Source organism: Klebsiella sp. RHBSTW-00215, from assembly GCF_014103785.1.
Taxonomy (GTDB): Bacteria; Pseudomonadota; Gammaproteobacteria; order Enterobacterales; family Enterobacteriaceae; genus Klebsiella.
On record NZ_JABXQS010000001.1, the window covers coordinates 1395540 to 1422052 of the forward strand.

At 53.4% G+C, this 26513-nt stretch carries 22 protein-coding genes and 1 other annotated feature; of the genes, 3 read left to right on the top strand and 19 right to left on the bottom strand.

What is annotated here, in order from left to right:
* Positions 1-49 precede the first annotated feature (49 nt).
* Positions 50-1543 carry a sulfatase-like hydrolase/transferase gene (locus HV127_RS06715; RefSeq protein WP_182235398.1) on the bottom strand — a complete coding sequence of 498 codons (1494 nt, stop codon included), beginning with the start codon at positions 1541-1543 and terminating at the stop codon, positions 50-52.
* Complete coding sequence (locus HV127_RS06720; protein WP_182235399.1) at positions 1540-3255, bottom strand: solute:sodium symporter family transporter; 1716 nt, start codon at positions 3253-3255, stop codon at positions 1540-1542. The genes HV127_RS06715 and HV127_RS06720 overlap by 4 nt, the downstream gene beginning before the upstream one ends.
* A 167-nt stretch (positions 3256-3422) precedes the next feature.
* On the opposite strand from HV127_RS06720, the gene HV127_RS06725 reads away from it, so the two are divergent.
* Positions 3423-4316 (top strand): AraC family transcriptional regulator, encoded by an 894-nt coding sequence (locus HV127_RS06725; protein ID WP_182235400.1) that lies wholly within the window; start codon positions 3423-3425, stop codon positions 4314-4316.
* Here the strand turns inward: HV127_RS06725 and HV127_RS06730 are convergent.
* Complete coding sequence (locus HV127_RS06730; protein WP_182235401.1) at positions 4313-5635, bottom strand: 6-phospho-alpha-glucosidase; 1323 nt, start codon at positions 5633-5635, stop codon at positions 4313-4315. The two genes, HV127_RS06725 and HV127_RS06730, sit on opposite strands and share 4 nt — an antisense overlap.
* Positions 5632-7254, bottom strand: coding sequence for an alpha-glucoside-specific PTS transporter subunit IIBC (locus HV127_RS06735; protein WP_182235402.1), 1623 nt, complete (start codon positions 7252-7254; stop codon positions 5632-5634). The genes HV127_RS06730 and HV127_RS06735 overlap by 4 nt, the downstream gene beginning before the upstream one ends.
* Before the next feature lie 341 nt (positions 7255-7595).
* On the opposite strand from HV127_RS06735, the gene HV127_RS06740 reads away from it, so the two are divergent.
* Entirely contained in the window at positions 7596-8342 is a 747-nt protein-coding gene (locus HV127_RS06740; RefSeq protein ID WP_182235403.1) for a GntR family transcriptional regulator, read from the top strand.
* On the opposite strand, the gene HV127_RS06745 is transcribed toward HV127_RS06740, so the two are convergent.
* The 4 genes from HV127_RS06745 to ibpA form a co-directional block, all read right to left on the bottom strand.
* On the bottom strand, positions 8310-9971 hold the full coding sequence (locus HV127_RS06745) for a putative transporter (RefSeq protein ID WP_182235404.1): 1662 nt from the start codon (positions 9969-9971) through the stop codon (positions 8310-8312). The two genes, HV127_RS06740 and HV127_RS06745, sit on opposite strands and share 33 nt — an antisense overlap.
* 101 nt (positions 9972-10072) lie before the next feature.
* A complete protein-coding gene (gene dinD, locus HV127_RS06750) occupies positions 10073-10897 on the bottom strand; it encodes a DNA damage-inducible protein D (RefSeq protein WP_182235405.1) in 825 nt (274 codons plus the stop codon).
* Positions 10898-11034: 137 nt separating this feature from the next.
* Entirely contained in the window at positions 11035-11463 is a 429-nt protein-coding gene (ibpB, locus tag HV127_RS06755; RefSeq protein WP_182235406.1) for a small heat shock chaperone IbpB, read from the bottom strand.
* Between the two features lie 119 nt (positions 11464-11582).
* Positions 11583-11996 carry a small heat shock chaperone IbpA gene (gene ibpA, locus HV127_RS06760; RefSeq protein ID WP_181484335.1) on the bottom strand — a complete coding sequence of 138 codons (414 nt, stop codon included), beginning with the start codon at positions 11994-11996 and terminating at the stop codon, positions 11583-11585.
* Positions 11990-12064 (bottom strand) — a sequence feature (ROSE (Repression Of Heat Shock gene Expression) occurs in the 5'-region of heat shock genes and acts as an RNA thermometer to modulate expression.). It overlaps the preceding gene by 7 nt.
* Before the next feature lie 244 nt (positions 12065-12308).
* Here ibpA and HV127_RS06765 point away from each other — a divergent pair.
* Positions 12309-12638 (top strand): YceK/YidQ family lipoprotein, encoded by a 330-nt coding sequence (locus HV127_RS06765; RefSeq protein ID WP_181421858.1) that lies wholly within the window; start codon positions 12309-12311, stop codon positions 12636-12638.
* A gap of 1 nt (position 12639) precedes the next feature.
* On the opposite strand, the gene HV127_RS06770 is transcribed toward HV127_RS06765, so the two are convergent.
* The 11 genes from HV127_RS06770 to dnaA form a co-directional block, all read right to left on the bottom strand.
* A complete protein-coding gene (locus HV127_RS06770; protein WP_182235407.1) occupies positions 12640-13866 on the bottom strand; it encodes a DUF3748 domain-containing protein in 1227 nt (408 codons plus the stop codon).
* 51 nt (positions 13867-13917) lie between these two features.
* A complete protein-coding gene (locus tag HV127_RS06775) occupies positions 13918-15255 on the bottom strand; it encodes an MFS transporter (protein WP_110276001.1) in 1338 nt (445 codons plus the stop codon).
* Positions 15256-15430: 175 nt separating this feature from the next.
* On the bottom strand, positions 15431-16579 hold the full coding sequence (dgoD, locus tag HV127_RS06780; protein WP_182235408.1) for a galactonate dehydratase: 1149 nt from the start codon (positions 16577-16579) through the stop codon (positions 15431-15433).
* Complete coding sequence (locus HV127_RS06785; protein WP_182235409.1) at positions 16576-17193, bottom strand: 2-dehydro-3-deoxy-6-phosphogalactonate aldolase; 618 nt, start codon at positions 17191-17193, stop codon at positions 16576-16578. The genes dgoD and HV127_RS06785 overlap by 4 nt, the downstream gene beginning before the upstream one ends.
* Positions 17177-18055 carry a 2-dehydro-3-deoxygalactonokinase gene (locus tag HV127_RS06790; protein WP_182235410.1) on the bottom strand — a complete coding sequence of 293 codons (879 nt, stop codon included), beginning with the start codon at positions 18053-18055 and terminating at the stop codon, positions 17177-17179. The genes HV127_RS06785 and HV127_RS06790 overlap by 17 nt, the downstream gene beginning before the upstream one ends.
* Positions 18052-18741 (bottom strand): D-galactonate utilization transcriptional regulator DgoR, encoded by a 690-nt coding sequence (gene dgoR / locus HV127_RS06795; RefSeq protein ID WP_182235411.1) that lies wholly within the window; start codon positions 18739-18741, stop codon positions 18052-18054. The genes HV127_RS06790 and dgoR overlap by 4 nt, the downstream gene beginning before the upstream one ends.
* A 245-nt stretch (positions 18742-18986) precedes the next feature.
* A complete protein-coding gene (gene yidA, locus HV127_RS06800) occupies positions 18987-19799 on the bottom strand; it encodes a sugar-phosphatase (protein ID WP_182235412.1) in 813 nt (270 codons plus the stop codon).
* Between the two features lie 172 nt (positions 19800-19971).
* Entirely contained in the window at positions 19972-22386 is a 2415-nt protein-coding gene (gene gyrB / locus HV127_RS06805) for a DNA topoisomerase (ATP-hydrolyzing) subunit B (protein WP_110276009.1), read from the bottom strand.
* Positions 22387-22414: 28 nt separating this feature from the next.
* Positions 22415-23488, bottom strand: coding sequence for a DNA replication/repair protein RecF (recF, locus tag HV127_RS06810; RefSeq protein WP_182235413.1), 1074 nt, complete (start codon positions 23486-23488; stop codon positions 22415-22417).
* Between the two features lie 138 nt (positions 23489-23626).
* Entirely contained in the window at positions 23627-24727 is a 1101-nt protein-coding gene (gene dnaN, locus HV127_RS06815) for a DNA polymerase III subunit beta (protein ID WP_181484326.1), read from the bottom strand.
* Between the two features lie 4 nt (positions 24728-24731).
* Complete coding sequence (dnaA, locus tag HV127_RS06820; protein ID WP_110276012.1) at positions 24732-26132, bottom strand: chromosomal replication initiator protein DnaA; 1401 nt, start codon at positions 26130-26132, stop codon at positions 24732-24734.
* Positions 26133-26513: the final 381 nt, after the last annotated feature.

Sequence of the window (26513 nt, forward strand, 5' to 3'; positions counted from 1 at the left end):
CGCCTGCGGAAAACGGCCTGCAGGAATCTCCGCCTGCAGGCTTCTCAACTCAGAACTTCTGCTTTTTCTCCTCAACCTTCACGCCCTGGGTCGGCAGGCCGGTGTCGTAGTCACGTACTACCGGGGAATAGCCGTCCTGCGGACGCGGGCGGAAAGCGCCCATCCAGCGCGGCTGGGCCTCAGGCCGCCACGGGCGCAGGCTCCACTGATAGGTGCGGAACGGGTCGCGGATCTTATCCATATAATCCAGCAGCGCATCGTGCATCCGGCAGCGAACGTCGGCGAATTCATGGACATCGATCAGGTTATGTAGCTCATCCTGGTCATTTTTCCGATCATACAGTTCATCACTGGTAAACAGATTGAGCACCAGTTTGTACTCATCGGTCACCCAGCAGCGCACCGGGATAAAACCGCCAAAGCTGTCATGCTCAATCTCATAACGGTTGAATTCCACCATCACACCGCGCGGCGTTTCGGCTTGCAGGATGTTTTCCCCCGGCAGGATATCCGGCTTATCGATGCCCGCCAGCGCCATCATCGTCGGCAGCAGGTCGATATGGCTGACCGGCGTATCGATCTGCAGGGATTCCCCCTGCGGCGGGCGCATTATCAGCGGGATACGGGTGATGTCGTCATACATCGCCGCGCCTTTACTGATGAGCTTATGCGCGCCCATCATCTCGCCGTGATCGGAGGTGTAAATCACCCAGGTATTCTCCCGCTGTTCCGGGGTTAAGGCATCGATCACCCGACCAATCTGGTCATCAACAAAGTCGTTGCAGGCAAAATAGAGCGGATGGTGATAGCGCCCGTCTTCGCCCACCGGGGACGGCATAGCCTCGGACCATAGCCTATGGTGCTCGGGTTTGTTCGCCAGCGAGTCGTGAGCCTTCGGCCCGAGGTCGTAATAAAAGTCCTGATACTTCTCCAGATACTCCACCGGGCAGGTAAACGGATGGTGCGGCTCGTCATAGGACACCACCATCAGGAACGGCTCGTCGGCGCGCGTGGGTTGATGCAGGAAGTCTACCGCCCGATTGCTGATGCGGTGCGCCCAGGTAAAGGTTTCGTCGATACCGTATCGCTGTAAATCTTCAACCGAGTTCAGGCCGTTGCGCCACAGGCTGATCTCTTCCTCGGTCAGTTCCGCGAGGTAATTCGCGCCATCAAACCAGTAGTCAGCATCCCACTCAGAAGGGCACTCGCCGGTGCCGAAATAGTCGTGGCCGTCGAGATGCCACTTGCCGATATAGCAAGTGTGGTAGCCCGCATCTTTGAAGTAACGCCCCATAGTGGAGATGTTTTTCCCCGGCGCGACGTTATTAGTCCATGGGCCGGACTGGTTGGCGTAAATCCCGGTAAACAGCCCGGCGCGCGCCGGGGTGCATACCGGCGAGCAGGTGTAGGCGGAATTGAAGCGGATACTTTCAGCGGCCAGATTATCAATATTATTGGTATTCAGCGGCTTACCACTGTAACAGCCCACCATATTGGTGGCCTGGGTATCGGTCATAATAAACAGGAAATTGGGGCGACTCATGATTTTTCCTTAACGTCAGAAACACCGTTCACATTGGTTGTGCGGCCTGTTTGCCAGCTGCTGTAGATCAAATAGATCACGACCGCGGCGGCGATGGCGTAGCTAAGAACCGTCAACCACTGAGAGTTGTAACCACCAAACTGCGCCAGACCGGAATAGACGCCAATCATCGCGAAAAGGACACCAATTGAGGCGATCTTCACGTTTTTCCACGGTTTCATATCTACCGCAAAGGCATCATGGAATTTAAACGGCGTTGCGCGCGGCTTAATGAGGCCGATAATCAGCATCACCACTACGTTGATGCAGAAAGTGCAGGCCAGCACGTAGAGGAAGTGGAAATCGAACTTCACCAGATAGTTGATAGTGATATAGCTGACGATGCCGAGCCCCATCGCAACCTTTGCTGCCAGCGCTGGAATGCGCGGGAAGAAGAAGCCCATAATGACGATGGTAACCAGCGGGACGTTGTATATGCCATTGAGCTGTTTCATCCAGCTGTAAAGTCCCTGCGGCGCATAGGCAATCCACGGCGCAACCAGCACGGAAACCACCGCCACGATGAAACCAAAGCGACGACCTACACTAACCAGTTTGTCAGGGCTGGCTTGCTCATTAATCAAACGGCGATAAATTCCCAGGCTAAACAGCGTCGAGGCGCTGTTGAGAAAGCCGCAGAACGCGCTAATAATCGCGCCGAATAACACCGCGCTAAAAAAGCCGATCAGCGGCAGCGGCATCACTTTGTTCACCAGCGCCGGATAGGCCATATCCGCACTCGGCAAATCCTGGAAGAGGTGGAAGGCAATAACCCCGGGCAGAACCAGAATCAGCGGATCCAGCATCTTCAGCACCGCCGTCAAGAGCGCCCCTTTTTGCCCTTCCGACAAGCTTTTTGATGCCAGGGTACGCTGAACAATCCCCTGGTTAGTACACCAGTAGAAGGTATTCACCAGGATGAGCCCGGTCAGCGCCGCGCCAATCGGTACCGGGTCGTTACTGCCGCCGATGGAGTTCAGCATCTGGCTGTGGTCTTCGGTTAAGCGCGTAATGCCTTCACTCAGGCTACCTTTGCCCATTGCCATCAGGCCGAATAACGGCACCATCAAGCCACCAATCACCAGGCCGATACCGTTGATCACATCGGCAATCGCAATCGCGCGCATTCCGCCAACGACGGCATACAGGATACCGCAGAACCCCAGCACGACAGCCATCAACCAAATGGCGGTGTGTTGCGAAATCCCAAATGTCTCAGTGACATGGAACATACTGTTAAAGGCAAGTGCGCCAGAGTACAGGATGATGGGCAGAAAACAGATCCCTGTCGCAATCAAAAAGCAGCAGTCGATAATGATACGGGTGGTTTTGTCATAGCGTTCTTCAATAAAATCCGGAATGGTCGCAATGCCGCGTTGTAAATAGCGCGGCAAAAAAATCAGCGCCAGAAAAATCAGTGGAATCGCGGAGATCACTTCCCACGCCATCACCGACATCCCGCTACGATAGGCCTGGCCGGTCAATCCCACCAGCTGTTCCGTCGAGAGATTGGTTAGCATCAGCGATGCGGCAATCACCGGCGCTTTTAACGAACGTCCTGCCAGAAAATATCCCTGTTGCGAACCGGTATCTGCCTTTCGCAACTTCCACCAGGTGATTACCGCCACCAGTAGCGTAAAACCCACAAAGCTCAGAATTTGAAGCGTATTCATCTCATAGCCCTTGTTTTTCATTATGTCCCGGCAGCTGTAGAGCCAACATGAGGTATTGCTCACCGGGTCAGGCAGTCAGATTTCTTAAAATACAAACGTCATATCCCTGAACGAATTTTTTCTGTTATGTTCAGGTTGTGGGCATAATTCTCCGACGGGGAAATAAAATGAATGGAAACTTGCAAAATTCGCATGTAAAAAACGAAACTACGTACAATATTCCCCTGTTGATTAACGAAAATGTGATCTCAAGCGGAATTTCTTTGATCTCACTATGGCATACCTACGCCGATGAACATTATCGGGTAATTTGGCCACGCGATAAGAAAAAACCCCTCATCGCCAACTCATGGGTGGCGGTCTATACCGTTCAGGGCTGTGGGAAAATTCTGCTAAAGAATGACGAGAAAATCACATTAACCGGAAACTGTATTATTTTTTTAAAACCAACGGATATTCAGTCCTATCACTGCGAAGGTTTAGTCTGGGAACAGTATTGGATGGAATTTACTCCAACCAGCATTATGGATATTCCGATTCGGCAACAAAGCGTTATTTATAATGGCGAAAATTATAATCAGGAATTGGCGGAGGTTTCACGTCTAATTACCTCTCCTGATTCTATGAAAAATAATCTGGCGGTTGCCTTTCTTACCAAAATAATATATCAGTGGATTTGCCTTATTTATGCTGAAGGTAAAAAAGACCCTCAGCGGATACAAGTTGAAAAACTGATAGCAGCACTGCATGGCAGCCTGCAACGGCGCTGGAGCGTCGCGGATATGGCTGCCACCATCCCCTGCAGCGAGGCATGGCTGCGCCGTCTGTTCTTACGCTATACCGGTAAAACGCCGAAGGAATACTACCTGGATGCCCGGCTGGAACTGGCGCTTTCGCTATTAAGACAAGAGGGGAATTCGGTGGGTCAGGTGGCGGATATGCTCAACTTCTTTGACTCATTTCATTTCAGCAAAGCGTTTAAGCATAAGTTTGGCTACGCGCCATCATCGGTCCTGAAACATGCAGACCGGCACCCATTGGATGCCGGTCGACAAGGTTAGCGCAGTTCCGGCCAGTACTCTTTGTTGGCCGCAATCAGGTCGTCGAGAATCGCTTTAGCAACGGAGGCGCTCGGTACGGTTTTCGACAGCGCAATCGCCTGCCACAGCTTGTGGTAAGAGCGGTGTTCCCAGGCATCCACCACCAGTTTTTCCACCGCCACCTGCTGGCTCATCATCCCTTTCTGGAAGTGAGGAATATCGCCGACCGTTAGCGGCTCCGGTCCGTTGTGGCCGACCAGGCATGGAATTTCCACCATCGCATCAGCATCAAAGTTATGAATCGCGCCGTTGTTCGGCACAATCAGCAGCATGCGTTCCTGGGTATTAAAGGCAATAGCCGCCGCCAGATCGACGATATAGGAAGCATGTTCGTCGATTTCCAGATCTCCTGCCGAAGAGTTACCCGCTTCAATAATCGCCCGACAGGCGCTGAAGACGTTTTTCTCACGATGATCCATCACTTCGTTCGCTCGGGTGCGTTCCGGATTGGAGTGCGCCACCACATAGTCCGGGAACAGATAATACTTGAGGTAAGTATTCGGCATCGTATCCGGATCCAGCGCCTGCACGTCTTTCGCTTTGGCGAAGGTATCGTTCCAACTCGCTTCGGTGTGCGGGTCGTTCGATGGCGGAACATAGCCATATTTCGCCACATGTTCGCGCAGCTTCGGCATCAGATCGTTACCCTGCAGATCTTCAATCGAGGTCCACCAGCCAAAGTGGTTAAGGCCGTAGTAGCGCACGCGCATCTGCTTGCGATCCTTCAGGCCGACGATTTGCGCCATCCGCCCTTCAATGCCGATTGGCATATCGCAAATGTTGAGAATTTTAGCGTTCGGACGCAGGCGACGAGTTGCTTCCGCCACAATTGCCGCCGGATTGGAGTAGTTGAGCATCCAGGCATTCGGTGAATATTTTTCCATATAATCCACCAGCTCGAGTACGCCGCCGATAGAACGCATGCCGTAGGCAATACCGCCAGGGCCGCAAGTTTCCTGGCCCAACACGCCGTGGCGCAGCGGGATTTTTTCGTCTTTTTCACGCATCGGATATTTGCCCACGCGGATGTGCGCCATCACGAAATCAACGTCGGTAAAGGCCGCCTGCGGGTCGGTGGTGTAGCTGAATTCAATCTCCGGTGCCTGCTCTTTGAGGATCACTTTGCACGCCTCAGCGATGGTCTCCTGACGCGCGCCGTCGTTGTCGTAAAATTTCAGCGCCCGCAGCGGGAAGCGATCCTGGTTTGCTAACAACATCAGTACGATGCCCGGGGTAAAGGTACTGCCGCCGCCTGCGATAACAACTGAGAATTTTTTCATGATACTGCCTCCGTCATGGTGGTTTGTTCGGTCTGTAGAGAATCTTTCATTAGGGTTTCAAGCTGGTCGCGGACCTGGGGAACATGCAGGCCAACGATGACCTGAATCCCGTTACCGCGGCGCACAACGCCGTGGGCGCCCAGCGCTTTAAACACGTCATCACTTTGCGTTTTCGCCATGTCGACCAGCGCAATACGCAGCCGGGTGGCGCAGTTATTAATACTCTCGATATTGCCCGCCCCGCCCAGCGCCTGCAGGAAGCCTGCGGCCTGACCCAGTTTGGTATCCGTTGCCCCTGCGACGCTGGTTTTACCGCGCGCGGCCTGGTAATCGGCTTTGCTGTAGAGTTTGATTTCGCTCTCTTCACGGCCCGGCGTTTTCAGGTTCAGGCGCAGAATCAGCGCACGGAAAATGACGAAATAGAGCGCGGTGAAGCACACGCCAACGCCTATCTGGATAAACATCATCGACGCGTGGTTGTGGAACATGGGGATCCAGTTTTGCGGCAGGAACTGATCAAGCAGGCCGCCGCCAAAGTTGCCCACCACGCCGCAGATATACATCACCGTCGCCATGGTCGCCGCCAGTACAGCGTGGACGGCAAACAGCAGCGGCGAGATGAACAGGAAGGTGAATTCCAGGGGTTCGGTTATCCCTACCAGCATGGCGGTCAAAGTGGCAGGAATTAGCAGTCCGGCGACTTTGACGCGGTTTTCCGGCGCGGCGGTAAAGTAAAGCGCCAGCGCAATGCCTACCGAACCAAAGACCTTCGAGTTACCGTGCAGCGCAAATCCGCCTTCCGGGAACAGGGTTTTCAGCGCTTCGGTGCTTTGGCTGAACTCCTGTAAATGCTGTGCCCAGTAGACCTGAATACCGCCTTCTACCACCGCAGGACCGAAGATAAATGGGCCGTAGACGAAGTGGTGCAGACCGGTCGGGATCAGAATGCGTTCGAGGAAGATATATACCCAGACGCCCAGCGCCCCGGCGGAGCGTAAAAAGGCCTGTAGCGACTCAATGCCCATCTGCACTTTTGGCCAGCCGAGCAGGGTGAGCCAGGCGCAGGGGATCATCGCCAGGAAAGCGACAATCACCACAAACGAGGAGCCCTGAAAGATGCCGAGGAAAACCGGCAGCGGTTTATCGAAATAGCGGTTATGCAGGGCAGTCACCAGCCCGGAGATAACGATCGCGCCGATAATGCTGGTATCGAGCGTTTTAATCCCGGCCATCATCGTCAGGCCGCTGCCTGCGGTCGGTTCAACGGAAAAGTCGACGCCGAAGAAATGGCCCCAAGTCATCCCCATGGCGTTGATGAAATAGTTCCAGGTGAGAAAACTCACCAGTACCGCCAGACAGGCCCGGCCCTGAGCCTGTTTCGCCAGGCCGATCGGCAGACCGACAGCGAAAATCAGCGGCATATTACGAAAGACGGTCCAGCCGCCCTCTTCAATGATGTGAACGATCTGAGCAAATAAACTATCGGGTGCTGTGAGCGCTTCGCCGACGAACATCGGGTTACGCAGCATAATGGCGATACCCACCACGATCCCGGCGAAAGGAAAGAGTAAAACCGGGGTAAACATGGCGCCGCCAAAGCGTTGTATTTGACTGAGCATTTGAAAATCCTCATGTAACAACTCGTAGGGTGAGTGGCCTTATTCATACCCGGCATACTTCACGTACAGCGGTGAATTATTCAGGGTAACTATTTGTACTGGCCTGAAACGAGGATAGAAATTTGCCCGAGCGGTAACATGCGGCGCCGTTGCGATTCGTGATCGCTTTCATGGTTTTAATTACGTCAATGTTGTCTACTTTTTTATAAAAAAATAGACATGATGAATTCGGCTTATGAAATCACCATGACGAATAGTTTTTATCTTTATGTATTCATTTAATTTTTATAGACAATCGTCCATTCATCATCGTTTTCAACATAGTGAATAGAGGTCTACTGGTGATCTACAAATCCATCGCCGACAGATTGCGTCTGCGGCTGAATTCCTCCGATTTCGATATCGGCAGCCCGCTTCCAGGCGAAAAAAAGCTGGCGGAAGAGTTCGGCGTCGCGCGCATGACCATCCGTAAAGCCATCGATCTGTTAGTCGCGTGGGGACTGGTGGTGCGTCGACACGGTTCCGGTACCTATGTCGCCCGCAAAGACTTACATCATGAAACCACCAATCTGACCGGGCTGGCCGAGGTACTACGCAAGCATGGCAAAGAGGTGGTGAGCCGGGTACTGGTTTTCGAGGTGATGCCCGCGCCTCCGGCTATCGCCAGCCTGCTGCGGATACAAATTGATGAACGTATCTACTTCTCGCGCCGGGTGCGCTATGTCGATGGCAAGCCGCTAATGCTGGAAGACAGCTATATGCCGGTGAAGCTATTTCGTAATCTGTCGTTGGTGCATCTGGAGGGATCGAAGTTCGATTATATCGAGAAGGAGTGCGGGATAACCATCAGCGGTAACTATGAAACGCTGTCGCCAGTGCTGGCTGACAAGCAGCTGGCGCAGTCGATGAACGTACCAGAACAAACGCCGCTGCTGCGCATTACCTCCCTTTCCTACAGCGACAGCGGCGAGTTTCTTAACTACTCGGTGATGTTCCGTAACGCCAGCGTGTATCAGGTGGACTACCATCTGCGGCGCGTCCACGCGGAAAATCCGTTAACCCATTCCCCAGAACAGCACCGCCAGTAGCTGCGGAGTGATGATACGTAGGAACATGACCAGCGGATAAACGGTGGCGTAAGAGAGCGCCGCCGCGCCGCTGGTGGCATGCAGGTTGTTGGCAAAAGCCAGTGCCGGGGGGTCGGTCATTGAACCGGCCAGCATGCCGCACAGGGTCAGGTAGTTCATCTTCGCAAACATACGCGCCAGAATCCCGACTGCCAGTAGCGGTATACCGGTGATAAAGATGCCGTAGACAATCCAGCTCATACCGTCGCCTTCAATCAGCGTCGCTACAAAGTCGCCGCCGGATTTTAGTCCGACCACTGCGAGGAACAGCACAATTCCCAACTCGCGCAGCGCAAGGTTGGCACTGGGCGGCATAAACCAGTACAGCTTACCGATGCTGCCGATACGCCCGAGGATCAGCGCCATAATCAGCGGCCCGCCGGCCAGACCCAGCTTCAGCGCCGCCGGGAATCCAGGAATAAACAGCGGAATAGAGCCCAGTAGAACGCCCAGACCAATGCCGATAAACACCGGCAGCATCTGCACCTGCTGGAGTTTTTGCTGCGCGTTGCCAAGCTCGGCGGCAACCGCGTCAATCGCTTCCGGGCGGCCCACCAGATTCAGGATATCGCCGAACTGTAGGCTGGCATGGCTGCTGGCGACCAGCTCAACCCCGGCACGATTGAGGCGCGAGATAACCACGTCATAGCGCTGTTTAAAGTGCAGATCGCGAATTCTTTTACCCAATACCTTCTCGTTGGTGACCACCACGCGCTCAACTTTCAGGTCGGTACCGCGAGTGGAGAGTGAGGTGGAGACTTCTTTGCCAATCACCAGTTGAGCGTTATGTAAATCCTCTGGCCGCCCAACCAGATGCAGCAGGTCGCCAAGCTGAATCAGGGTATTCGGCGCAGGCACCATCAGCATCTCCTCACGCTTGAGACGCGAGCAAATCAGCTTATCGCTGTTAAGCATTGGCACATCCTGAATCGCCATATTATTCAGGTTGGGGTTTTCCACGCGAACGTTGATGGTTTGCAGATGCGAATGACCGTTGCCGCTGTTCTCATCAAACTGCTGGGCCTCTTTTTCGACATTAATGCGGAAAAACAGCCGAACCAGCCACATCGTCAGCAGAATGCCGCAAATACCAAACGGATAGGCCATGGCATAGCTCATCCCCATCTGGTCGACGGTATCAAACGGTACGCCAAGGTCGCGCAGGATCTGCTGCCCGGCCCCCAGTGCTGGCGTGTTAGTAACGGCCCCGGAGAAGATGCCAAGCACCACCGGAAGAGGGATATCGAACAGTTTATGCAGGACTGCGGTGACCAGACCGCCGAGGATCACGATAAGAATCGCGAAGAGGTTAAGCCGCAGGCCGGAGACGCGCAGCGAGGCGAAGAAGCCCGGTCCCACCTGGATACCGATGGTATACACGAAGAGAATCAGGCCGAATTCCTGAATAAAGTGCAGCATTGGGCTACTGAGCGTAATGCCCGCCTGGTCCACGAAGTGGCCGACGATGATTCCGCCGAACAGCACGCCTCCGATACCAAAGCCGACACCGCGCACTTTTACATTGCCGATCCACAATCCAACTACCGCAACCAGCGCCAATACGCTAACGGTCAATGCTATATCACTCATCGTCTCTTCCCTGTGAATAACATTATCAACAAAGAGGATTATGACTGGCGCTCAATAGACTGTATGCCGCCTGGCGCACAATAATCACGGCATCAGGTTCGCTATTCCGGCGCGTCTTTACTTTTCACCGCAATTTTCAGCTGCTGAATGCTTTTATCTGGAGAAGGCAGCGCCTCCGGCATCGTGCCGCCAAGATCTTTAATCGTCTGACGCACTTTTTGCCCAACTTCATAATGGGTTTGATTAGCCAGTTGCTTGGTACCAACCTCATCTCGCCGTAGTTTTTCTTCCGTTTGAGTGGCGCGAAACAGATTGGCGGCGAGTTCAGTTGACCCCATATGGTCGAGGATCTTTTGACTTTTTTTCAGACCCTTGCGTTCATGAATAGCTTTTTGATCCAGACCGCCGTACAAGCCTTTGTAACCATGATTCTGGAAGATGGCAAAATCCAGCGTCGTCTCAACGCCCGCCAGCTGGGCCGTTTCAACCAAATGTTTATTATGTTCTTTAAGTTCGTTACGCAGGAAAAGCCGCTTTTCATCCTCTCGAAGAGATTTAAATGTTTTATCATCTTCCAGTTCCTGGCGCCTGGTTTGCAAAGCAAAGTAAGTTTGCCCCGCGGCAATCACCGGTTTTGACGGATCGCCATTTTGCACAACCAGATAGCAGGCGTAGCGGGATAATTTTATATCCTTAAGTTCTCGCTGTGCCCCAGAACCAATTCTGACCATAGCGAGGATCTCCTCGAAATGGTCGTTCGCAGCATGCCCACTATTCGCGCATGCCTCAATTGCTTTGATAATCACCGGGTTAAAATGGCGATATTCTGAATACTCTAGCAATTTTGCCAATGCTCGGGCAGACCAATACTCTCTTCCCGCCTCATCTCTATTTTTAATCGCTTCAAATGGCTGCTGTTCGTTCATCACATATCCTTTGTTTCAGTGAGCCTATAAAATCTGATTATTTTTTAAACTGAAACATCTGTTGCAGCAAGGGCATTTTATGAGCGCCAGCGCACAAAAAAGCCCCGAAAATCGGGGCCTTATAGGTGTTCACTTAATTAGCTATTCAAGGCGGGACGATCGCTGATGGCGATACGCTGCGGAGCTATCTGTTCCGGCTCGTTACGAGTCAAATCGATATGCAGCAGGCCATTGGTAAAGGTTGCCCCGGAGACTTCCATATTTTCGGCGAGCGTAAAGCTCAGGCTAAATGCCTGGCTCACCAACCCCTGATGCAGCCATTTGGTCTCTTTTTCCGGCTGCTGCGGCGTACCTTTTACCGTCAGGCGCGTACCTTCCAGCTGGACATCCAAATCTTCCTGACGGAAACCGGCCAGCGCAAGAGTTATGCGATAGTGGTTATCGTCGCTTTTTTCGATGTTATAGGGTGGGAAGGTCTGGCTTTCACCGGCGGTTTGCAGGGCATTGGCCAGTTTGTCAAAACCGATCCATTGACGCAGCAGTGGGGATAAATCGTAGTTACGCATAGTATGTTTCTCCTTCTAAGAAGCGAGTTGATATCTGCAAATCCTGTGGATTCACATTTGCCTCCTGACGGCAGGCAGATTTTTGGTTTTATATTGGGCCGCATTCGCGACCCACGTAATTAGTTGATTTCGATGCGGCGCGGTTTATTCGCTTCAGGAATAACTCGCTCCAGGTCGATATACAGCAGACCGTTGACCAGGTTAGCACCGCGGATATGAATATTTTCCGCGAGCTGGAATTTACGCTCAAAGTTACGCTCGGCGATACCCTGGTACAGATAGGTACGCTCTTTCTGCTCGGCCGTATGGGAACCTTTAACAATCAACAGGTTGTCCTGGGTGGTAATCTCCAGTTCACTCTCTGCAAAACCCGCAACCGCAATCGCGATGCGGTAGTTGTTCTCGTCTACTAACTCAACGTTGTACGGAGGGTAGCCGCCATTACTCTGGCTTTGATTATTTTCTAACAGATTGAAAAGGCGGTCGAAACCAATAGCAGAACGATACAGAGGGGAGAGATCGAAATTACGCATAATAAATAGCTCCTGAAATCAGCGAGAATTATCTGACCTTCCATCATGGACAGGCCGTTATTACCCAGAATACCCATTCGGCGTATTCTCAGCGGGACACATTCCTAAAATGGGTTTAATAACGTTATTTTCAAGATGAAGAGGGCAATTTTTTTTGCAGTTTGTGGTCTATTGCTTAGACTGGAGTCACAGCACAAAAGGCAAAGTGCGACGCCTGCCACAGTGCAGCGCAATAACACTATGCATCCATGGAATGGCTCGATATAACCGATAGAAGGTTCTATCAACGCCCGTAACAATGACGGAAGAATGATGAAAAGCGGTCTGTTAAAGCTAATCCTGTTCAGCGGGATAATAATTTCAAGCGGGTGCTCCAGCGTCATGTCACATACCGGCGGCAAAGAAGGAACCTATCCGGGGACCCGCTCCAGCGCGCAAACGCTGGGTGATGACGATACCAACTGGGGAGTCAAATCTCTGGTCGCTCTGGATATGCCGCTCACCGCCGTGATGGACACACTGCTGCTGCCGTGGGATATGTTCCGTACCGATAGCTCGGTCAAATCGCGCGTGGAAAAGAGCGAGAAAGAGACGCTGGCCACCAACTCCGTGATCCCGCCAGCGCCAATGCCTAACCCGTAATTTAGCGTGCCGTTGCGGTTATCCAAAGCTGGCGATAACCGTCCACCTCTTCCATCCAGGCAACCTGTTTGCCGTCTGGCGAAAAGACGATCGCATCGGCTGAAGGCGGATTTTCGTGTCCGGCAGTTAAAAAGGTGATCTCCCCACTCTGCGCATCGCAGAGTGCGATTCGACTCTCCAGCACAAAGCCCAGCCATTTTCCTGATGGATGCCAGTTAAACGCCGATTGAATATCTGCGCTATTGTGGGTTAGCTGCCGCGGTTCGCCGCCTTGTGGCGAAATAAGCCATAGCTGAACGACGCCGGTATCATCACGCATCAGAAAAGCAATCTCCGTGGCCTGCGGGTTGGCCCGCACCCAGTGGCGCGGCGTATTCGCAAGCCCAGGATAACGACGTTCATGAGTAAACGTTAAGCGACGCTGAACAACGCCAGCCGGAGGTGTGGGCATCGTCGTTTCTGTACCAGCCAGAGGCACATTGCCCGGCAACTTCCAACCCTTTTCAGTCTTCGGCAACTCGACAATAAAAAGCTCCGGTACTTTATCGCCATTCATCGACTGCGTATCGCCGATAAACGCCAGCGCATGGTTGCCGACCCAGCCCTCTTCATAGGCCCGGTTGATGTCGTCGCTACCCGGGGTGGGCGTCGGCGTTGTCCGACTGACCAGTACGCACCAGTGGCTGCCGCCATATTCTCGCGGATGCTGCCCACGCGGCGTGACCGGGCCATAGGGCACCGCCACGCCAACGTTGCGCAGATCGAGTAATGGATCGCGCTCGTGCAGCACATGGTCGTTATAGGTAAAGCTGACAAATTCGCCGTTTGGGCTGAAGACATGCACATGGCTGCCACCGCGCAGCGCCCCTGGCGTATACGGGGCGGTGATATCCATCGCATCAAGATTGTGCGTTTCCCCCCGATATGTCACCACGCCGCGACGATGGTGGAAATCGTAATGCCAGTACTCATCCGGGTTTTCCGGGCCGTGGATAAAGACGTACTGGTCTGCCGAAGGATGAACGGTCACCACGCCAACGTGCGCATTGTTTGTCGCACGATAGATCACTTCAACATCGCCGCTTTCAATATTGACGCGTTCAATGGTTTCGCCGGTAAACGACGACCCGGACGGACGGACGTCAAAAACCAGCCACTGGCTATCCGCCGTCCAGGTGCGTGTATTGGTAAGCTGATGATTACGGAGAGCAAAGGTGACTTGTTTCATGGGGATACCCTGATGCGAGACTTTCGCATCAGGGTATAGTATCGGCAAGAATTAACCTACTCGTTTAACATCGCCCACCAGCAGGATGTAGGAGAGCGCGCCAACCAGCGCAATCACGGATATATAGACCAGCGCAGGGGCAAAACCATAGTCCTGAGCCAGGTAACCGACCACTAACGGAACGGTGATGCCGCCCAGTCCACCGACGAAATTAAACATCCCGCCGGTCAGCCCAATAAGCCGCATCGGCGCAAGCGACGAGACCAGCGACCAGGTAATCGACGCGAAGCCATTGCCAAAGAACGCCACCGCCATCAGCACCATAATCCACACCGGATCGTTGGTGTAATTCGCGCCCATAATACAGGTGGAGATCAGCAGGCCGCAGATGATAGGCGTTTTACGCGCGGCACCTAACGAGAAACCTTTTCTCACCAGCCTGTCTGCCAGCCAACCGGAGAGCAGTACGCCAACAAAGGCGGCAAGGAACGGAACCGTGGTCATAAAACCGGCTTTCAGCGCTGTAATTCCCTTTTCCTGAGTCAGATAGTTAGGGAACCAAGTCAGGAAAAACCACAGCGTGGAGGTCACGGCAAACTGCCCCAGGTAAACGCCAATCAGTTTGCGGTGGAACACCAGCTTCCAGTCGGCTTTGGTCAGCGGCTGTCGCGCCTCTTTTTTCACAGGCGCATCGCCATCAACCAGGCCGCCGCCATCACGAATATAATCCAGCTCGGCTTTGCTGATGCTTTTTGTCAGGCGCGGTGGCTGATAGACCTTAATCCAGATAAATGACCAGACGATACCTATCGCACCCGTGACGATAAATACCCAGTGCCAGCTCAGCATTTCCTGAATCCAGATTAATAATGGCGTCAGGAACGCCAGCCCCACAAACTGCCCTGAGGTATAAAATCCTACGGCAGATGCGCGCTCGTGCTCCGGGAACCAGCTGGTCACCATGCGGTTGTTGGTTGGAAACGCCGGGGCTTCAAATATCCCGGTGATAGCCCGTAGACCAATCAATGACATCAGCCCCGTCGCGAATCCTTGAAATAGCGTCGCCACCGACCAGCCAAAAATAGCGATAAAGTAGGTCAGACGTGAGCCAACGCGGTCCAGGAACCAGCCTCCGGGGATCTGACAAATCGTATAAAGCCACGCAAAGGCAGAAAAGACGTATCCCATTTCCGCTTTGGTAATACCAAACTCTTCCTGAATATGGGCCGATGCCACGGCGAGATTCGCGCGATCAACATAACAAATCACCACGGTAATAAAGATCATAATCAGCGTCAAATAACGACGACGCCCGGGTTTTGCAGCTGTAACTGAAATATCCATCGCAATCTGTCTCCAGATTTTGGGCATAGCGAGACCGCTCACCATGCCCAGTAATTTACAGAGGGTGTGTTTAAAATTTTTATTTTTGCTTACGAATGCTCTAAATAGTTCACGTTGCAGGAAGGCGGCAAGATTGCAAATCCCCAGGAGCTTACATTAGTAAGTGACTGGGGTGCGCAATCGCAGCCAACGCACCTGTGGCGTGAAATATGAAGAGCATTTACCATTCAGCGACAGAACCATCCTCATGTCGCCACAACGGATTACGCCAGTCCGGCGCATTTTTACTTAACTCTATAACCCGTGCTTCATCTATTTCTACGCCAAGCCCGGGCTTCATTAATGGTTTAAAGAAGCCGCCTTCCATATTGAAATCTTCTTTATTCTTCACAAAGTCGAGTAATTCCGCGCCTTTGTTATAGTGAATGCCCATGCTTTGCTCCTGGAATACGGCGTTATAGGAAACAAAGTCAATGTGCAGGCAGGCGGCCAGCGCGATAGGCCCCAGCGGGCAGTGCGGTGCCAATGCCACATCATAAGCCTCTGCCATACCGGCGATTTTGTAGCATTCGGTGATGCCACCGGCATGGGACAGATCGGGCTGCAAAATGGCCAGACCGCCCGCTTCCAGCACGCGTTTAAATTCAAAACGCGAGAACATGCGTTCGCCTGCGGCAATAGGAATTGAGGTTTGTGCTGCCAGTCGTGGGTAATATTCCGCTTGTTCCGCCAGAACCGGTTCTTCAATAAATAATGGGCGATACTGTTCAAGCTCTTTAATTAATACTTTTGCCATTGGCGCGCTAACGCGACCGTGGAAATCGAGACCGAATTCAATTTCATTGCCAAAAGCCTCGCGAATTTGCGCTACGGTGTTCACCGCCGCATCTACCGCACGTGAGTTATCGATAAGTCCCAGCTCTTCACAGCCATTTAATTTAAAGGTATCAAAACCGATCCCGCGCAGTTTCTTGATACCATCAATCACTTCTGCCGGACGATCGCCGCCGACCCAGCTGTAGGCTTTGATTTTGTCTCGTACCAGGCCGCCCATCAGCTGCCAGACCGGCGCATTCAGTACTTTGCCTTTAATATCCCACAGCGCCTGGTCGATACCGGCGATGGCGCTCATTAGGATCGGGCCGCCGCGATAAAAGCCCGCACGGTACATCACCTGCCACAGGTCGTTAATCCGCGCCGGGTCCTGGCCTATCAGATAGTCACCAAGTTCATGCACTGCCGCTTCTACGGTTCGCGCACGCCCTTCGATAACGGGTTCGCCCCAGCCGACCACGCCCTCGTCGGTTTCAATCTTCAAAAACATCCAGCGAGGGGGTAAACGATACGTGGTGATTTTGGTTATTTTCATTGCACTGCCTCTCGATACGCTTTAACAAATGCTGCCGCCTGCTGTGCGGTACGTTCTACGGATTGCCCGGCGCGATAGAGATCGCTGCCTAATCCGGCACCAATACAGCCCGCTTTTATCCACTGGACCAGATTTTCCGGCGTGACGCCGCCCACGGCGAAAACGGGAACATCCGACGGTAAAACGGCTTTCAGCGCCTTGATATAGTCAGGGCCAAACGCCGAGGAAGGGAACACTTTCAGCGCCTGAGCACCGGCATCCAGCGCGGTGAAAGCCTCGGTTGCCGTCGCACATCCAGGGCAAACCTTCATGCCGTAGCTCACCGCACGGCGAATCACCTCGGGCTGAATATTTGGCGTGACGATAAGCTTGCAGCCCATTACAGCAAGCTGGTCAACCTGCTCAGGCTTAAGAACAGTGCCTGCGCCAATCAGCGCTTTATCGCCGTAAGCATCCACCACGGCGGGAATGCTTTTTTCCCACTGCGGTGAGTTAAGCGGGATTTCGACTGCGTCGAACCCGGCCTCAATCACGGCGCCCACGTGCGCCAGCGCCTCTTCCGGCGTAATGCCGCGCAAGATAGCGATAAGAGGTAGATTAGTTTGCCACTGCATGAGCGATGCTCCTTATTCCTGTCTGAAATGCCGTATCGCCATCCACCGCACAGACTTCACGCCCGATAGCGTGAAAAGCCTGAAGGTAGCGCGATGTGAGTGATGACCCCGCAACAAGCGTGAGGGACTGCTGCCCGGAGAACTGTTCACTCAGGGTGGCAACTTCCGCGCCAATCAACAGGCCTGATAAAAACTCGCTAACCTGCTCGCGCGGCAGCGAGCCCAGCACATGCGAAGCGCGAACCTCAAAAAGCTGCGGCAGTACGGCTGGCGAATTAAGACCACGTTCGAGTCCGGCGCTGAAAGCTTCCATTGAGGATTCCTGCTCTGGCAGACCCGCGCCCACCAGCGAGTAGCGCAACAGCAGGTGATGCAATTCGCCGGTCATCACGGTACGAAAATCATGGATTTGTTGGCGGTCAGCCTGCACCCATTTGCAGTGGGTGCCGGGCATCACATAGACAGAAGAAGGGGCAATCGCCTGCGCGCCAAGGAGCTGAGTCTCTTCGCCGCGCATCACATTATGGTTATCGTCACGAGAAACGCAGAGCCCGGGAATAATCCAGACGTTGTCGCTAACGGACGTCAACTGTTGCCCAATGGCAGAGAAATGAACGGGAACCGGCAGGTAGGGCGCAATCTTCCAGCCCACGTTGCTGCCAACCATTCCCGCCATCACTACCGGGGTCGCGCTGTCGCGCCAGTTTTGGGTTATCTCGCTAAACACCGCTGCGGGAGATTTTCCATTCAGGCGCGTGACGCCTGCTTCTGATTGCCTGCTCTCCAGGCACTGGTCGCCCTGATAAAGCCAGGCGCGCAGGTTGGTCGATCCCCAGTCAATTGCGATGTAGCGAGATGTCATGTGATTTCCTTCAACCTTCGTGTGGAGCTGGCAATCATGGTGAGCGCTGCCTGCTCTGCTGCTTCGCTGTCCTGATGCCGGATGGCGTCAAACAGTGCCTTATGTTCCTGGAGCGTTTTCGGCATGTTGGCCTCATCACCCATCCAGGTCCTTTCAAATACGGCTCGCTGTAGCGAGCTGATCGCGACGCTGAGCTGTTGCAAAACCGGGTTATGTACCGATTGCAGCACCGCCTCGTGATAGCGAATATCCGCTTCGTTAAACGCGTCTCTGTCCTGGTTGTTGGCGATCATGTCGTTAAGCGCCTCTTCGATTTGCGCCAGATCGCTCGATGTCGCGCGTTCTGCCGCCCAGCGGGCGATTGCCGGTTCCACCAGGTTACGCACTTCGCTCATCGCGCCAATTAACCGTGGGTCATAATCGTTCTCCAGCACCCACTGTAAGACGTCGGTATCGAGATAATTCCACTGGTTACGTGAGGCGACAAACGCGCCGCGATAACGCTTCATTTCAATCAGTCGCTTGGCCATCAACGAGCGGAAGACTTCGCGAATGATATTGCGCGAGGTTTCAAACTCCTCACACAGGTCGGCTTCCGCTGGCAGCGCAGAGCCGGGAACGTATTTACCGCTAACAATCTGCTTGCCCAGCGTAATGACGATGCGATCGGTTTTGTTGAGAGTCATGGAGAGTCCTTGTGCTCTGTATGTACTTCCCTACTTTACCGCGATCGGCGTATTTCACCGCAACTTTGTAGTACTACCGTAATAGCATTCTTTCTCGTCACGAGCCTAATGTAGTACAACACAATCATGTTGTACTACAATTTAGATCACAAAAACGACAATTGAGTGTAAGGATTTTCTTGAGTGGTAAACTGGGGGCATAAAAAAACCCGCGATCGACGCGGGTTGTTCATGTGCGAGATGATTTAATTTAGTACGTATTTTTCAATGGCATACGCGACACCATCTTCCAGGTTAGATTTGGTTATAAAGTTTGCCGCTTCCTTCACCGCCGGAATGGCGTTATCCATCGCCACGCCGACGCCAGCGTATTCAATCATCGCAATATCATTTTCCTGATCGCCAATCGCCATCACTTCTTCCGGTTTGATGCCCAGCGTATCGGCCAGCGATTTCACGCCGGTGCCTTTAGTCACACGTTTATCAAGAATTTCAAGGAAGTACGGCGCGCTTTTCAGCACGGTATATTTCTCTTTCACTTCCGCCGGGATGCGGGCAATGGCCTGGTCCAGAATCGCCGGTTCGTCGATCATCATCACTTTCAACAGCTGGATGTTCGGATCCATATTTTCCGCTTCGCAGAACACCAGCGGGATCGTCGCCACGTAGGATTCATGCACCGTGTAATAGCTCACATCGCGGTTGGCGGTATAGAGCGTGTTGCGATCGAGCGCATGGAAGTGGGAACCGACTTCGCGGGCAAGCTGTTCCAGATAGCGATAGTCATCGTAGCCCAGCGCGGTTTGCGCAACAGTACTACCGTCGCTCGCCTTCTGTACCAGGGCACCGTTATAGGTGATGCAGTAATCTCCCGGCTGCTCCATATGCAGTTCTTTCAGATAACTGTGCACGCCAGCATAAGGGCGACCGGTGGTCAGCACCACATTGACGCCGCGTTCGCGGGCTGCGGCAATCGCGGTTTTCACCGCAGGTGAAATGGTATGGTCTGGCAGCAGCAGCGTGCCGTCCATATCAATTGCAATCAGTTTAATAGCCATGAAATCCCCGGGTAAGATGAGTCCTTACTCATGCTAACGCGATTCCGCTCAAAAAACAGCAATAGAAATCGGGATAAAGGAGGATAGAATTGAGAGGAGGGATTCCTCTTTTGCGGACAAAAAAACGCCCGGTTGCGCAAGACACTACCGGGCTGATTTTACGCAACTACGATTAGATATCGATGTTCGCCGCTTTCAGGGCGTTCTCTTCGATAAAGGCGCGGCGCGGTTCAACGGCATCGCCCATCAGGGTGGTGAACAACTGGTCAGCGGCAATCGCATCTTTTACGGTCACGCGCAGCATACGGCGGCTATCCGGATCCATGGTGGTTTCCCACAGCTGATCCGGGTTCATCTCACCGAGGCCTTTATAACGCTGGATAGAAAGGCCACGGCGGGACTCTTTCACCAGCCATTCCAGCGCCTGTTCGAAGCTGGCAACCGGCTGGCGGCGCTCACCACGTTCGATGAATGCATCGTCTTCGATCAGGCCACGCAGCTTCTCGCCGAGGGTGCAGATGCGATTATATTCCGGCCCGGTCACAAACTCGTGGTCCAGCGGGTAATCGGTATCCACGCCGTGGGTACGCACACGGACAATCGGTTCAAACTGCTGCAGCTCGGCGTTCTCACGAATATCGAATTTCCACTGGCTACCGTGCTGCTCTTTCTCATTCAGCTCGCTCACCAGGGTGTTAATCCAGCGAGTTACCGCCTGCTCATTGCCCAGATCGGCCTCTGCGAGCGTTGGCTGATAGATAAGCTCTTTCAGCAGCGATTTCGGGAAGCGACGCTCCATGCGGCCAATCATTTTCTGCGTAGCGTTGTACTCAGACACCAGTTTTTCCAGCGCTTCGCCCGACAGGGCCGGCGCACCTTCAGTGGTATGCAGAGTCGCGCCATCCAGAGCAATGGTAAGCTGATACTGATCCATCGCTTCATCGTCTTTAATATACTGTTCCTGCTTGCCTTTCTTCACTTTGTACAGCGGCGGCTGCGCAATGTAGACGTGGCCGCGCTCAACGATTTCCGGCATCTGACGATAGAAGAAGGTCAGCAGTAGCGTACGGATGTGCGAGCCATCGACGTCCGCATCGGTCATGATAATAATGCTGTGATAACGCAGTTTGTCCGGGTTGTACTCGTCACGACCAATGCCGCAGCCCAGCGCGGTAATCAGCGTTGCCACTTCCTGAGAGGCGAGCATTTTGTCAAAGCGCGCTTTTTCAACGTTGAGGATTTTACCTTTCAGCGGCAGGATCGCCTGGTTCTTACGGTTACGCCCCTGTTTTGCAGAGCCGCCCGCTGAGTCCCCTTCCACCAGGTACAGTTCAGAGTGGGCCGGGTCGCGTTCCTGACAATCCGCCAGTTTGCCCGGCAGACCAGCCAGATCCAGCGCGCCTTTACGGCGGGTCATTTCACGTGCGCGACGAGCGGCTTCGCGCGCGCGCGCAGCATCGATAATTTTGCCGACCACGATTTTGGCATCAGACGGATTTTCCAGCAGGTATTCGTTCAGTAGTTCGTTCATCTGCTGTTCTACCGCCGTTTTCACCTCGGAAGAAACCAGCTTATCTTTGGTCTGCGAGGAGAATTTCGGATCCGGTACCTTGACCGAAACAACCGCAATCAGGCCTTCACGGGCATCGTCACCGGTGGCGCTGACCTTCGCTTTTTTGCTGTAGCCTTCTTTATCCATGTAGGCGTTCAGGGTACGGGTCATCGCCGCACGGAAGCCTGCAAGGTGAGTACCGCCATCACGCTGCGGAATGTTGTTGGTAAAACAGTAGATGTTTTCCTGGAAGCCGTCGTTCCACTGCAGCGCCACTTCAACGCCGATACCGTCTTTTTCGGTGGAGAAATAGAAGATATTCGGGTGGATCGGCGTTTTGTTTTTGTTGAGATACTCAACAAACGCCTTGATGCCGCCTTCGTAGTGGAAATGGTCTTCTTTGCCATCGCGCTTATCGCGCAGGCGAATAGAAACCCCGGAGTTCAGGAACGACAGCTCACGCAGGCGTTTTGCCAGGATTTCATATTCAAATTCAATAACGTTGGTGAAGGTTTCATAGCTCGGCCAGAAACGCACCATAGTACCGGTTTTTTCGGTATCGCCGGTTACGGCCAGCGGGGCCTGCGGCACGCCGTGCGCGTAAATCTGACGGTGAATTTTATTGTCGCGCTGAATCACCAGCTCCAGTTTCTGCGACAGGGCGTTAACCACGGAAACACCTACGCCGTGCAGGCCGCCGGAAACTTTATAGGAGTTATCATCAAATTTGCCGCCTGCGTGCAGCACGGTCATGATAACTTCCGCCGCCGATACGCCCTCTTCCGGGTGGATCCCGGTCGGAATACCACGGCCATCATCCTGTACGGAGACGGAGTTGTCGCTGTGGATGGTGACAACGATGTCTTTACAGTAACCTGCGAGCGCTTCGTCGATAGCGTTATCCACAACCTCGAATACCATGTGGTGCAGACCGGTGCCGTCATCCGTGTCGCCGATATACATACCAGGGCGCTTACGCACCGCATCCAGCCCTTTCAGGACTTTGATACTGGAGGAGTCATAAGAATTCGACATCAACGTTTCTCGCTCATTTAATCTTAGGTTAATCCGCTATTTTACCCTTTTCCACGGTAAACATCTTCGAATTTTCGTCCGACATGTCTATAACGTGTTCAGCGCTGATGGCGCTGACGAAAACCTGCGACTGCGTCGCTTTTAAACGGCTGGCAAGCAGCCCGCGCCGCGCGTCATCAAGTTCCGAGGCAAAATCATCTATCAAGTAAAGGCAGCGCCGACCGCTCTCGCGGGTCAGAAACTCGCCTTGCGCCAGTCGTAGGGCGCACATCAGCAGCTTAAGCTGCCCGCGCGATAAGGTGTCCTCCACCGGCGCACCGTCGGCACGAATGCGGAAATCCGCCTTGTGCGGGCCGTGGGCAGTGTAGGTCAACATGCGATCGCGCTCGAAACTTCTCTCCAACACCTCGGCATAATCCGTTTCTTTCTCCCAGCCGCGCTGGAAAGAAAAGGTGAGAGCGAATTCCGGTAAAAACTGCCGACAGGTATCCGCCATATCTTCGACGATAGCGGCGCTGTATTCGGCACGCCAGCGGCTGATTTGCTCCGCCAGCGGGATCAATTCCAGATCCCATGGTCGCAGTTGGGCATAGCGGCTGACCTGACGCAGCGCGGCGTTGCGCTGCTTCACCAGGCGCTTCAGGTTGCTCCACGCGGTAAAGAATCCGGCTTCATTGTGGAAGCATCCCCAGTCAAGGAAGGCTCTTCTGTATTTGGGGCCGCCGTTGAGTAAAGTAAAGCCCTCGGGTGTGATCAGCTGCATCGGTATCAGATGCGCCAACTCCGCCACTTTATGGCCGTCGGTACCGTCGATACGAACCTTGCTGTCGCCCTGCTTATCTTTGGTCAGGCCGATAGAAACTTCGCGCTCTTCACCTTGCAGGCGCCCGTGCAGAACAAACGATTCCTGCTCGTGACGGATCACGCGACCAATCTGCAAACTGCGAAACGCCCGACCGTGACCGAGCGTATAGATAGCTTCCAGCACGCTGGTTTTACCGCTGCCGTTGGCGCCAACCAGGAAGTTAAAGCCGGGGGATAAAGCGAGATCCGCATTTTCGATATTGCGGAAGTCTTTGATTAGAAGTCGGGATAGCGACATATCAGCTCATAGCCAGGGCGTTATCGGCGCAGTTAGTCTGGTTTCGGCCAGCGCGCAGCAACCGGAGCGTACTAAAGTACGTGAGGATTGCGAGCACTGCCCGGAGCCAGAATAACAAGCAAGATAGCCCGATATTTTCTACAACCGCATTGGCATAACAACATAAGCTGCGGATTGAGAAGCCGCATCCTCAATCTGCACGCTCGATACGGAATCGGTCAGCAAAATACGCACGTTCTCGCACTTCAGCGCATTAAGCACATCCAGCACGTAGCTAACGTTGAAGCCGATTTCCATCTCTGTCCCGGCATAGGTGACATCCAGAATTTCTTCTGCTTCTTCCTGCTCCGGGTTATTAGCGGTGATTTTCAGCTGATTTTCACTGACGTACAGGCGCACGCCGCGGAATTTCTCGTTCGAGAGAATCGCCGCGCGGGCAAATGCCTGCTTGAGAATATCGCAGCCGGCATCCAGGTGTTTATCCGGATTTTTCGGCAATACGCGGCGATAATCAGGGAAACGGCCATCAACAAGCTTCGATGTGAAGATAAAGTCACCAACGTGGGCTCGGATGTTGTTGCTGCCGATCTGCACGCGCAGCGGCGTTTCGCCGCCGTCGAGCATACGCATCAGCTCAATCACCCCTTTACGCGGCACGATCACCGAATGGTTCGGCAACGATTCTTCCAGCGGCATAGAGCAAACTGCCAGGCGGTGGCCGTCGGTCGCTACTGTACGCAGTTCGCTACCTTCGGTTTCAAACAGCATGCCGTTTAAGTAGTAGCGAACATCCTGGTGAGCCATCGAAAACTGAGTGGCTTCGATCAGGCGCTTCATCGTCGCCTGCGGCAGGGTGAATTCGACTTCACTCTGCCAGTCATCGAGGTTCGGGAAATCAGCGGCGGGCAAGGTCGACAGCGAGAAACGGCTGCGCCCAGAGCGTACCAGCATGCGGTCGCCTTCCAGCTGTACCACGATCTCCGCACCTTCAGGCAGGCCGCGGCAGATATCAAAAAATTTACGCGCTGGAACGGTCGTTGCTCCCGCTTCGTGCGGTTGAATCAGCGCCACGCGCGCGACCATTTCCATTTCCAGATCGGTACCGGTCAGCGACAGCGCGCCATCGGTAACCTGAAGGAGCAGGTTGCCGAGAATCGGCAGCGTCGGACGACCACCTAACGGACCGCTCACCTGTTGCAGCGGTTTTAATAAATGTTCACGTTCTACGGTAAATTTCATAGCGTCACGAGGATAATGTTCTGATTAAATTGGAAAAATCTTCTTTGATGTCGTGGCTTTCTTCACGCAGTTGCTCAATTTTACGGCAGGCGTGCAGGACGGTGGTATGGTCACGACCGCCAAACGCATCGCCGATTTCCGGCAGACTGTGGTTGGTCAGCTCTTTTGCCAGCGCCATCGCCATTTGACGAGGGCGCGCCACCGAACGGGAGCGGCGTTTAGACAGCAGGTCCGCTACCTTAATCTTGTAATACTCCGCCACCGTCTTCTGAATGTTGTCGATGGTGACCAGTTTTTCCTGTAACGCGAGCAGATCGCGCAGCGCTTCGCGTACGAAATCGATAGTGATCGCTCGGCCAGTAAAGTTGGCGTTGGCGATAACGCGGTTCAGTGCGCCTTCCAGCTCACGTACGTTGGAACGCAGGCGCTTAGCGATAAAGAACGCCACTTCACCCGGCAGGCGAATATCATTTTCATCGGCTTTTTTCATCAGGATCGCCACGCGAGTTTCCAGCTCTGGCGGCTCGATCGCTACCGTCAGGCCCCAACCGAAGCGTGATTTCAGACGATCCTCAACCCCGTTGATCTCTTTCGGATAGCGATCCGACGTCAGGATGATCTGCTGATTGCCTTCCAGCAGGGCATTGAAGGTGTGGAAAAACTCCTCCTGCGAGCGCTCTTTATTCGCAAAGAACTGAATATCATCGATCAGCAGGGCATCAACGGAACGGTAGTAACGTTTAAACTCTTCAATGGCGTTGTTTTGCAGGGCTTTTACCATGTCCTGCACAAAACGTTCGGAGTGCATGTAAACCACTTTCGCGTTCGGTTTGCGCGCTACAATGCCGTTACCAACCGCATGCAAAAGGTGGGTTTTACCCAGACCGGTGCCGCCATAAAGGAATAGTGGGTTGTAGGCTCCGCCAGGGTTATCAGCAACCTGGCGCGCCGCCGCGCGAGCCAACTGGTTAGATTTACCTTCAACGAAGTTATCAAACGTGTGCTTAATGTTAACGTTGGAGCGATAAGTCGGCTCTGCGGGTGCCGGGACGTTGTCCCAGCCCGGACGCACAATTGTCGGCGCAACGCGCGCTGTCTGAACCTGAGCCGCAGGCGCAGTGGCCGCAACGCTTACTGTGCTTCTGTGCGGCTGAACCGCAGGCTTAGTGCCAACTTCAAAACGCAGCTGTGGGGCATCAACACCGCAAAATTCATTGAGGAGGCCATTGATATTATTGAGGTATTTATCCCTTACCCAATCAAGCACAAAACGGTTTGGCGCATACAGTGCCAGCGTGTTATCGCTCAATTCCGCCTGCAAAGGGCGTATCCACATACTGAATTCTGTGGCTGGTAACTCATCCTGCAATCGGGCAAGACACTGCTGCCAAAGCGAAAGTGACACGGCGGACTCCACTCGAACAAAAATCGATATAAAAGAGAAACTGAAACAATCGTGATTGTTGGCACACGTCGACAAGACCCTGCATTAGCCGAAAAGCCCCTGCACAAAAGGGGTGACGTGCGAACCGCTATCTGCGGTTATTACCCGATGTGGATCATTGGATCACGATCGGGACCGCGGATCATAGCCTAAAGTGAGAAAGAGATCTTGTATTTCTCAACAGATTCTTCCCGATTTATCCACAGGAAGGATCGAAGCCGGGTAAGTGTAAACGATCCCGGGGAGAGTGAAGCACGATTTCAGCCGCATATTGGAAAAATTAATGAGCTATGCTGGTTTTGGGCTTAATCGATCTAACAAAGATCCTTTGCGATCCTTGCG

Excerpts from the sequence above, each read along its gene's own strand:
- HV127_RS06730 (WP_182235401.1), bottom strand. The coding sequence starts at position 5,635 with ATGAAAAAATTCTCAGTTGTTATCGCAGGCGGCGGCAGTACCTTTACC.
- dnaN (WP_181484326.1), bottom strand. The coding sequence starts at position 24,727 with ATGAAATTTACCGTAGAACGTGAACATTTATTAAAACCGCTGCAACAG.
- HV127_RS06785 (WP_182235409.1), bottom strand. The coding sequence starts at position 17,193 with ATGCAGTGGCAAACTAATCTACCTCTTATCGCTATCTTGCGCGGCATT.
- dinD (WP_182235405.1), bottom strand. The coding sequence starts at position 10,897 with ATGAACGAACAGCAGCCATTTGAAGCGATTAAAAATAGAGATGAGGCG.
- ibpA (WP_181484335.1), bottom strand. The coding sequence starts at position 11,996 with ATGCGTAATTTCGATCTCTCCCCTCTGTATCGTTCTGCTATTGGTTTC.
- HV127_RS06775 (WP_110276001.1), bottom strand. The coding sequence starts at position 15,255 with ATGGTGAGCGGTCTCGCTATGCCCAAAATCTGGAGACAGATTGCGATG.
- ibpB (WP_182235406.1), bottom strand. The coding sequence starts at position 11,463 with ATGCGTAACTACGATTTATCCCCACTGCTGCGTCAATGGATCGGTTTT.
- HV127_RS06745 (WP_182235404.1), bottom strand. The coding sequence starts at position 9,971 with ATGAGTGATATAGCATTGACCGTTAGCGTATTGGCGCTGGTTGCGGTA.
- HV127_RS06725 (WP_182235400.1), top strand. The coding sequence starts at position 3,423 with ATGAATGGAAACTTGCAAAATTCGCATGTAAAAAACGAAACTACGTAC.
- dgoD (WP_182235408.1), bottom strand. The coding sequence starts at position 16,579 with ATGAAAATAACCAAAATCACCACGTATCGTTTACCCCCTCGCTGGATG.
- HV127_RS06720 (WP_182235399.1), bottom strand. The coding sequence starts at position 3,255 with ATGAATACGCTTCAAATTCTGAGCTTTGTGGGTTTTACGCTACTGGTG.
- HV127_RS06765 (WP_181421858.1), top strand. The coding sequence starts at position 12,309 with ATGAAAAGCGGTCTGTTAAAGCTAATCCTGTTCAGCGGGATAATAATT.
- dgoR (WP_182235411.1), bottom strand. The coding sequence starts at position 18,741 with ATGACTCTCAACAAAACCGATCGCATCGTCATTACGCTGGGCAAGCAG.
- HV127_RS06715 (WP_182235398.1), bottom strand. The coding sequence starts at position 1,543 with ATGAGTCGCCCCAATTTCCTGTTTATTATGACCGATACCCAGGCCACC.
- HV127_RS06790 (WP_182235410.1), bottom strand. The coding sequence starts at position 18,055 with ATGACATCTCGCTACATCGCAATTGACTGGGGATCGACCAACCTGCGC.
- HV127_RS06735 (WP_182235402.1), bottom strand. The coding sequence starts at position 7,254 with ATGCTCAGTCAAATACAACGCTTTGGCGGCGCCATGTTTACCCCGGTT.
- gyrB (WP_110276009.1), bottom strand. The coding sequence starts at position 22,386 with ATGTCGAATTCTTATGACTCCTCCAGTATCAAAGTCCTGAAAGGGCTG.
- HV127_RS06770 (WP_182235407.1), bottom strand. The coding sequence starts at position 13,866 with ATGAAACAAGTCACCTTTGCTCTCCGTAATCATCAGCTTACCAATACA.
- recF (WP_182235413.1), bottom strand. The coding sequence starts at position 23,488 with ATGTCGCTATCCCGACTTCTAATCAAAGACTTCCGCAATATCGAAAAT.
- yidA (WP_182235412.1), bottom strand. The coding sequence starts at position 19,799 with ATGGCTATTAAACTGATTGCAATTGATATGGACGGCACGCTGCTGCTG.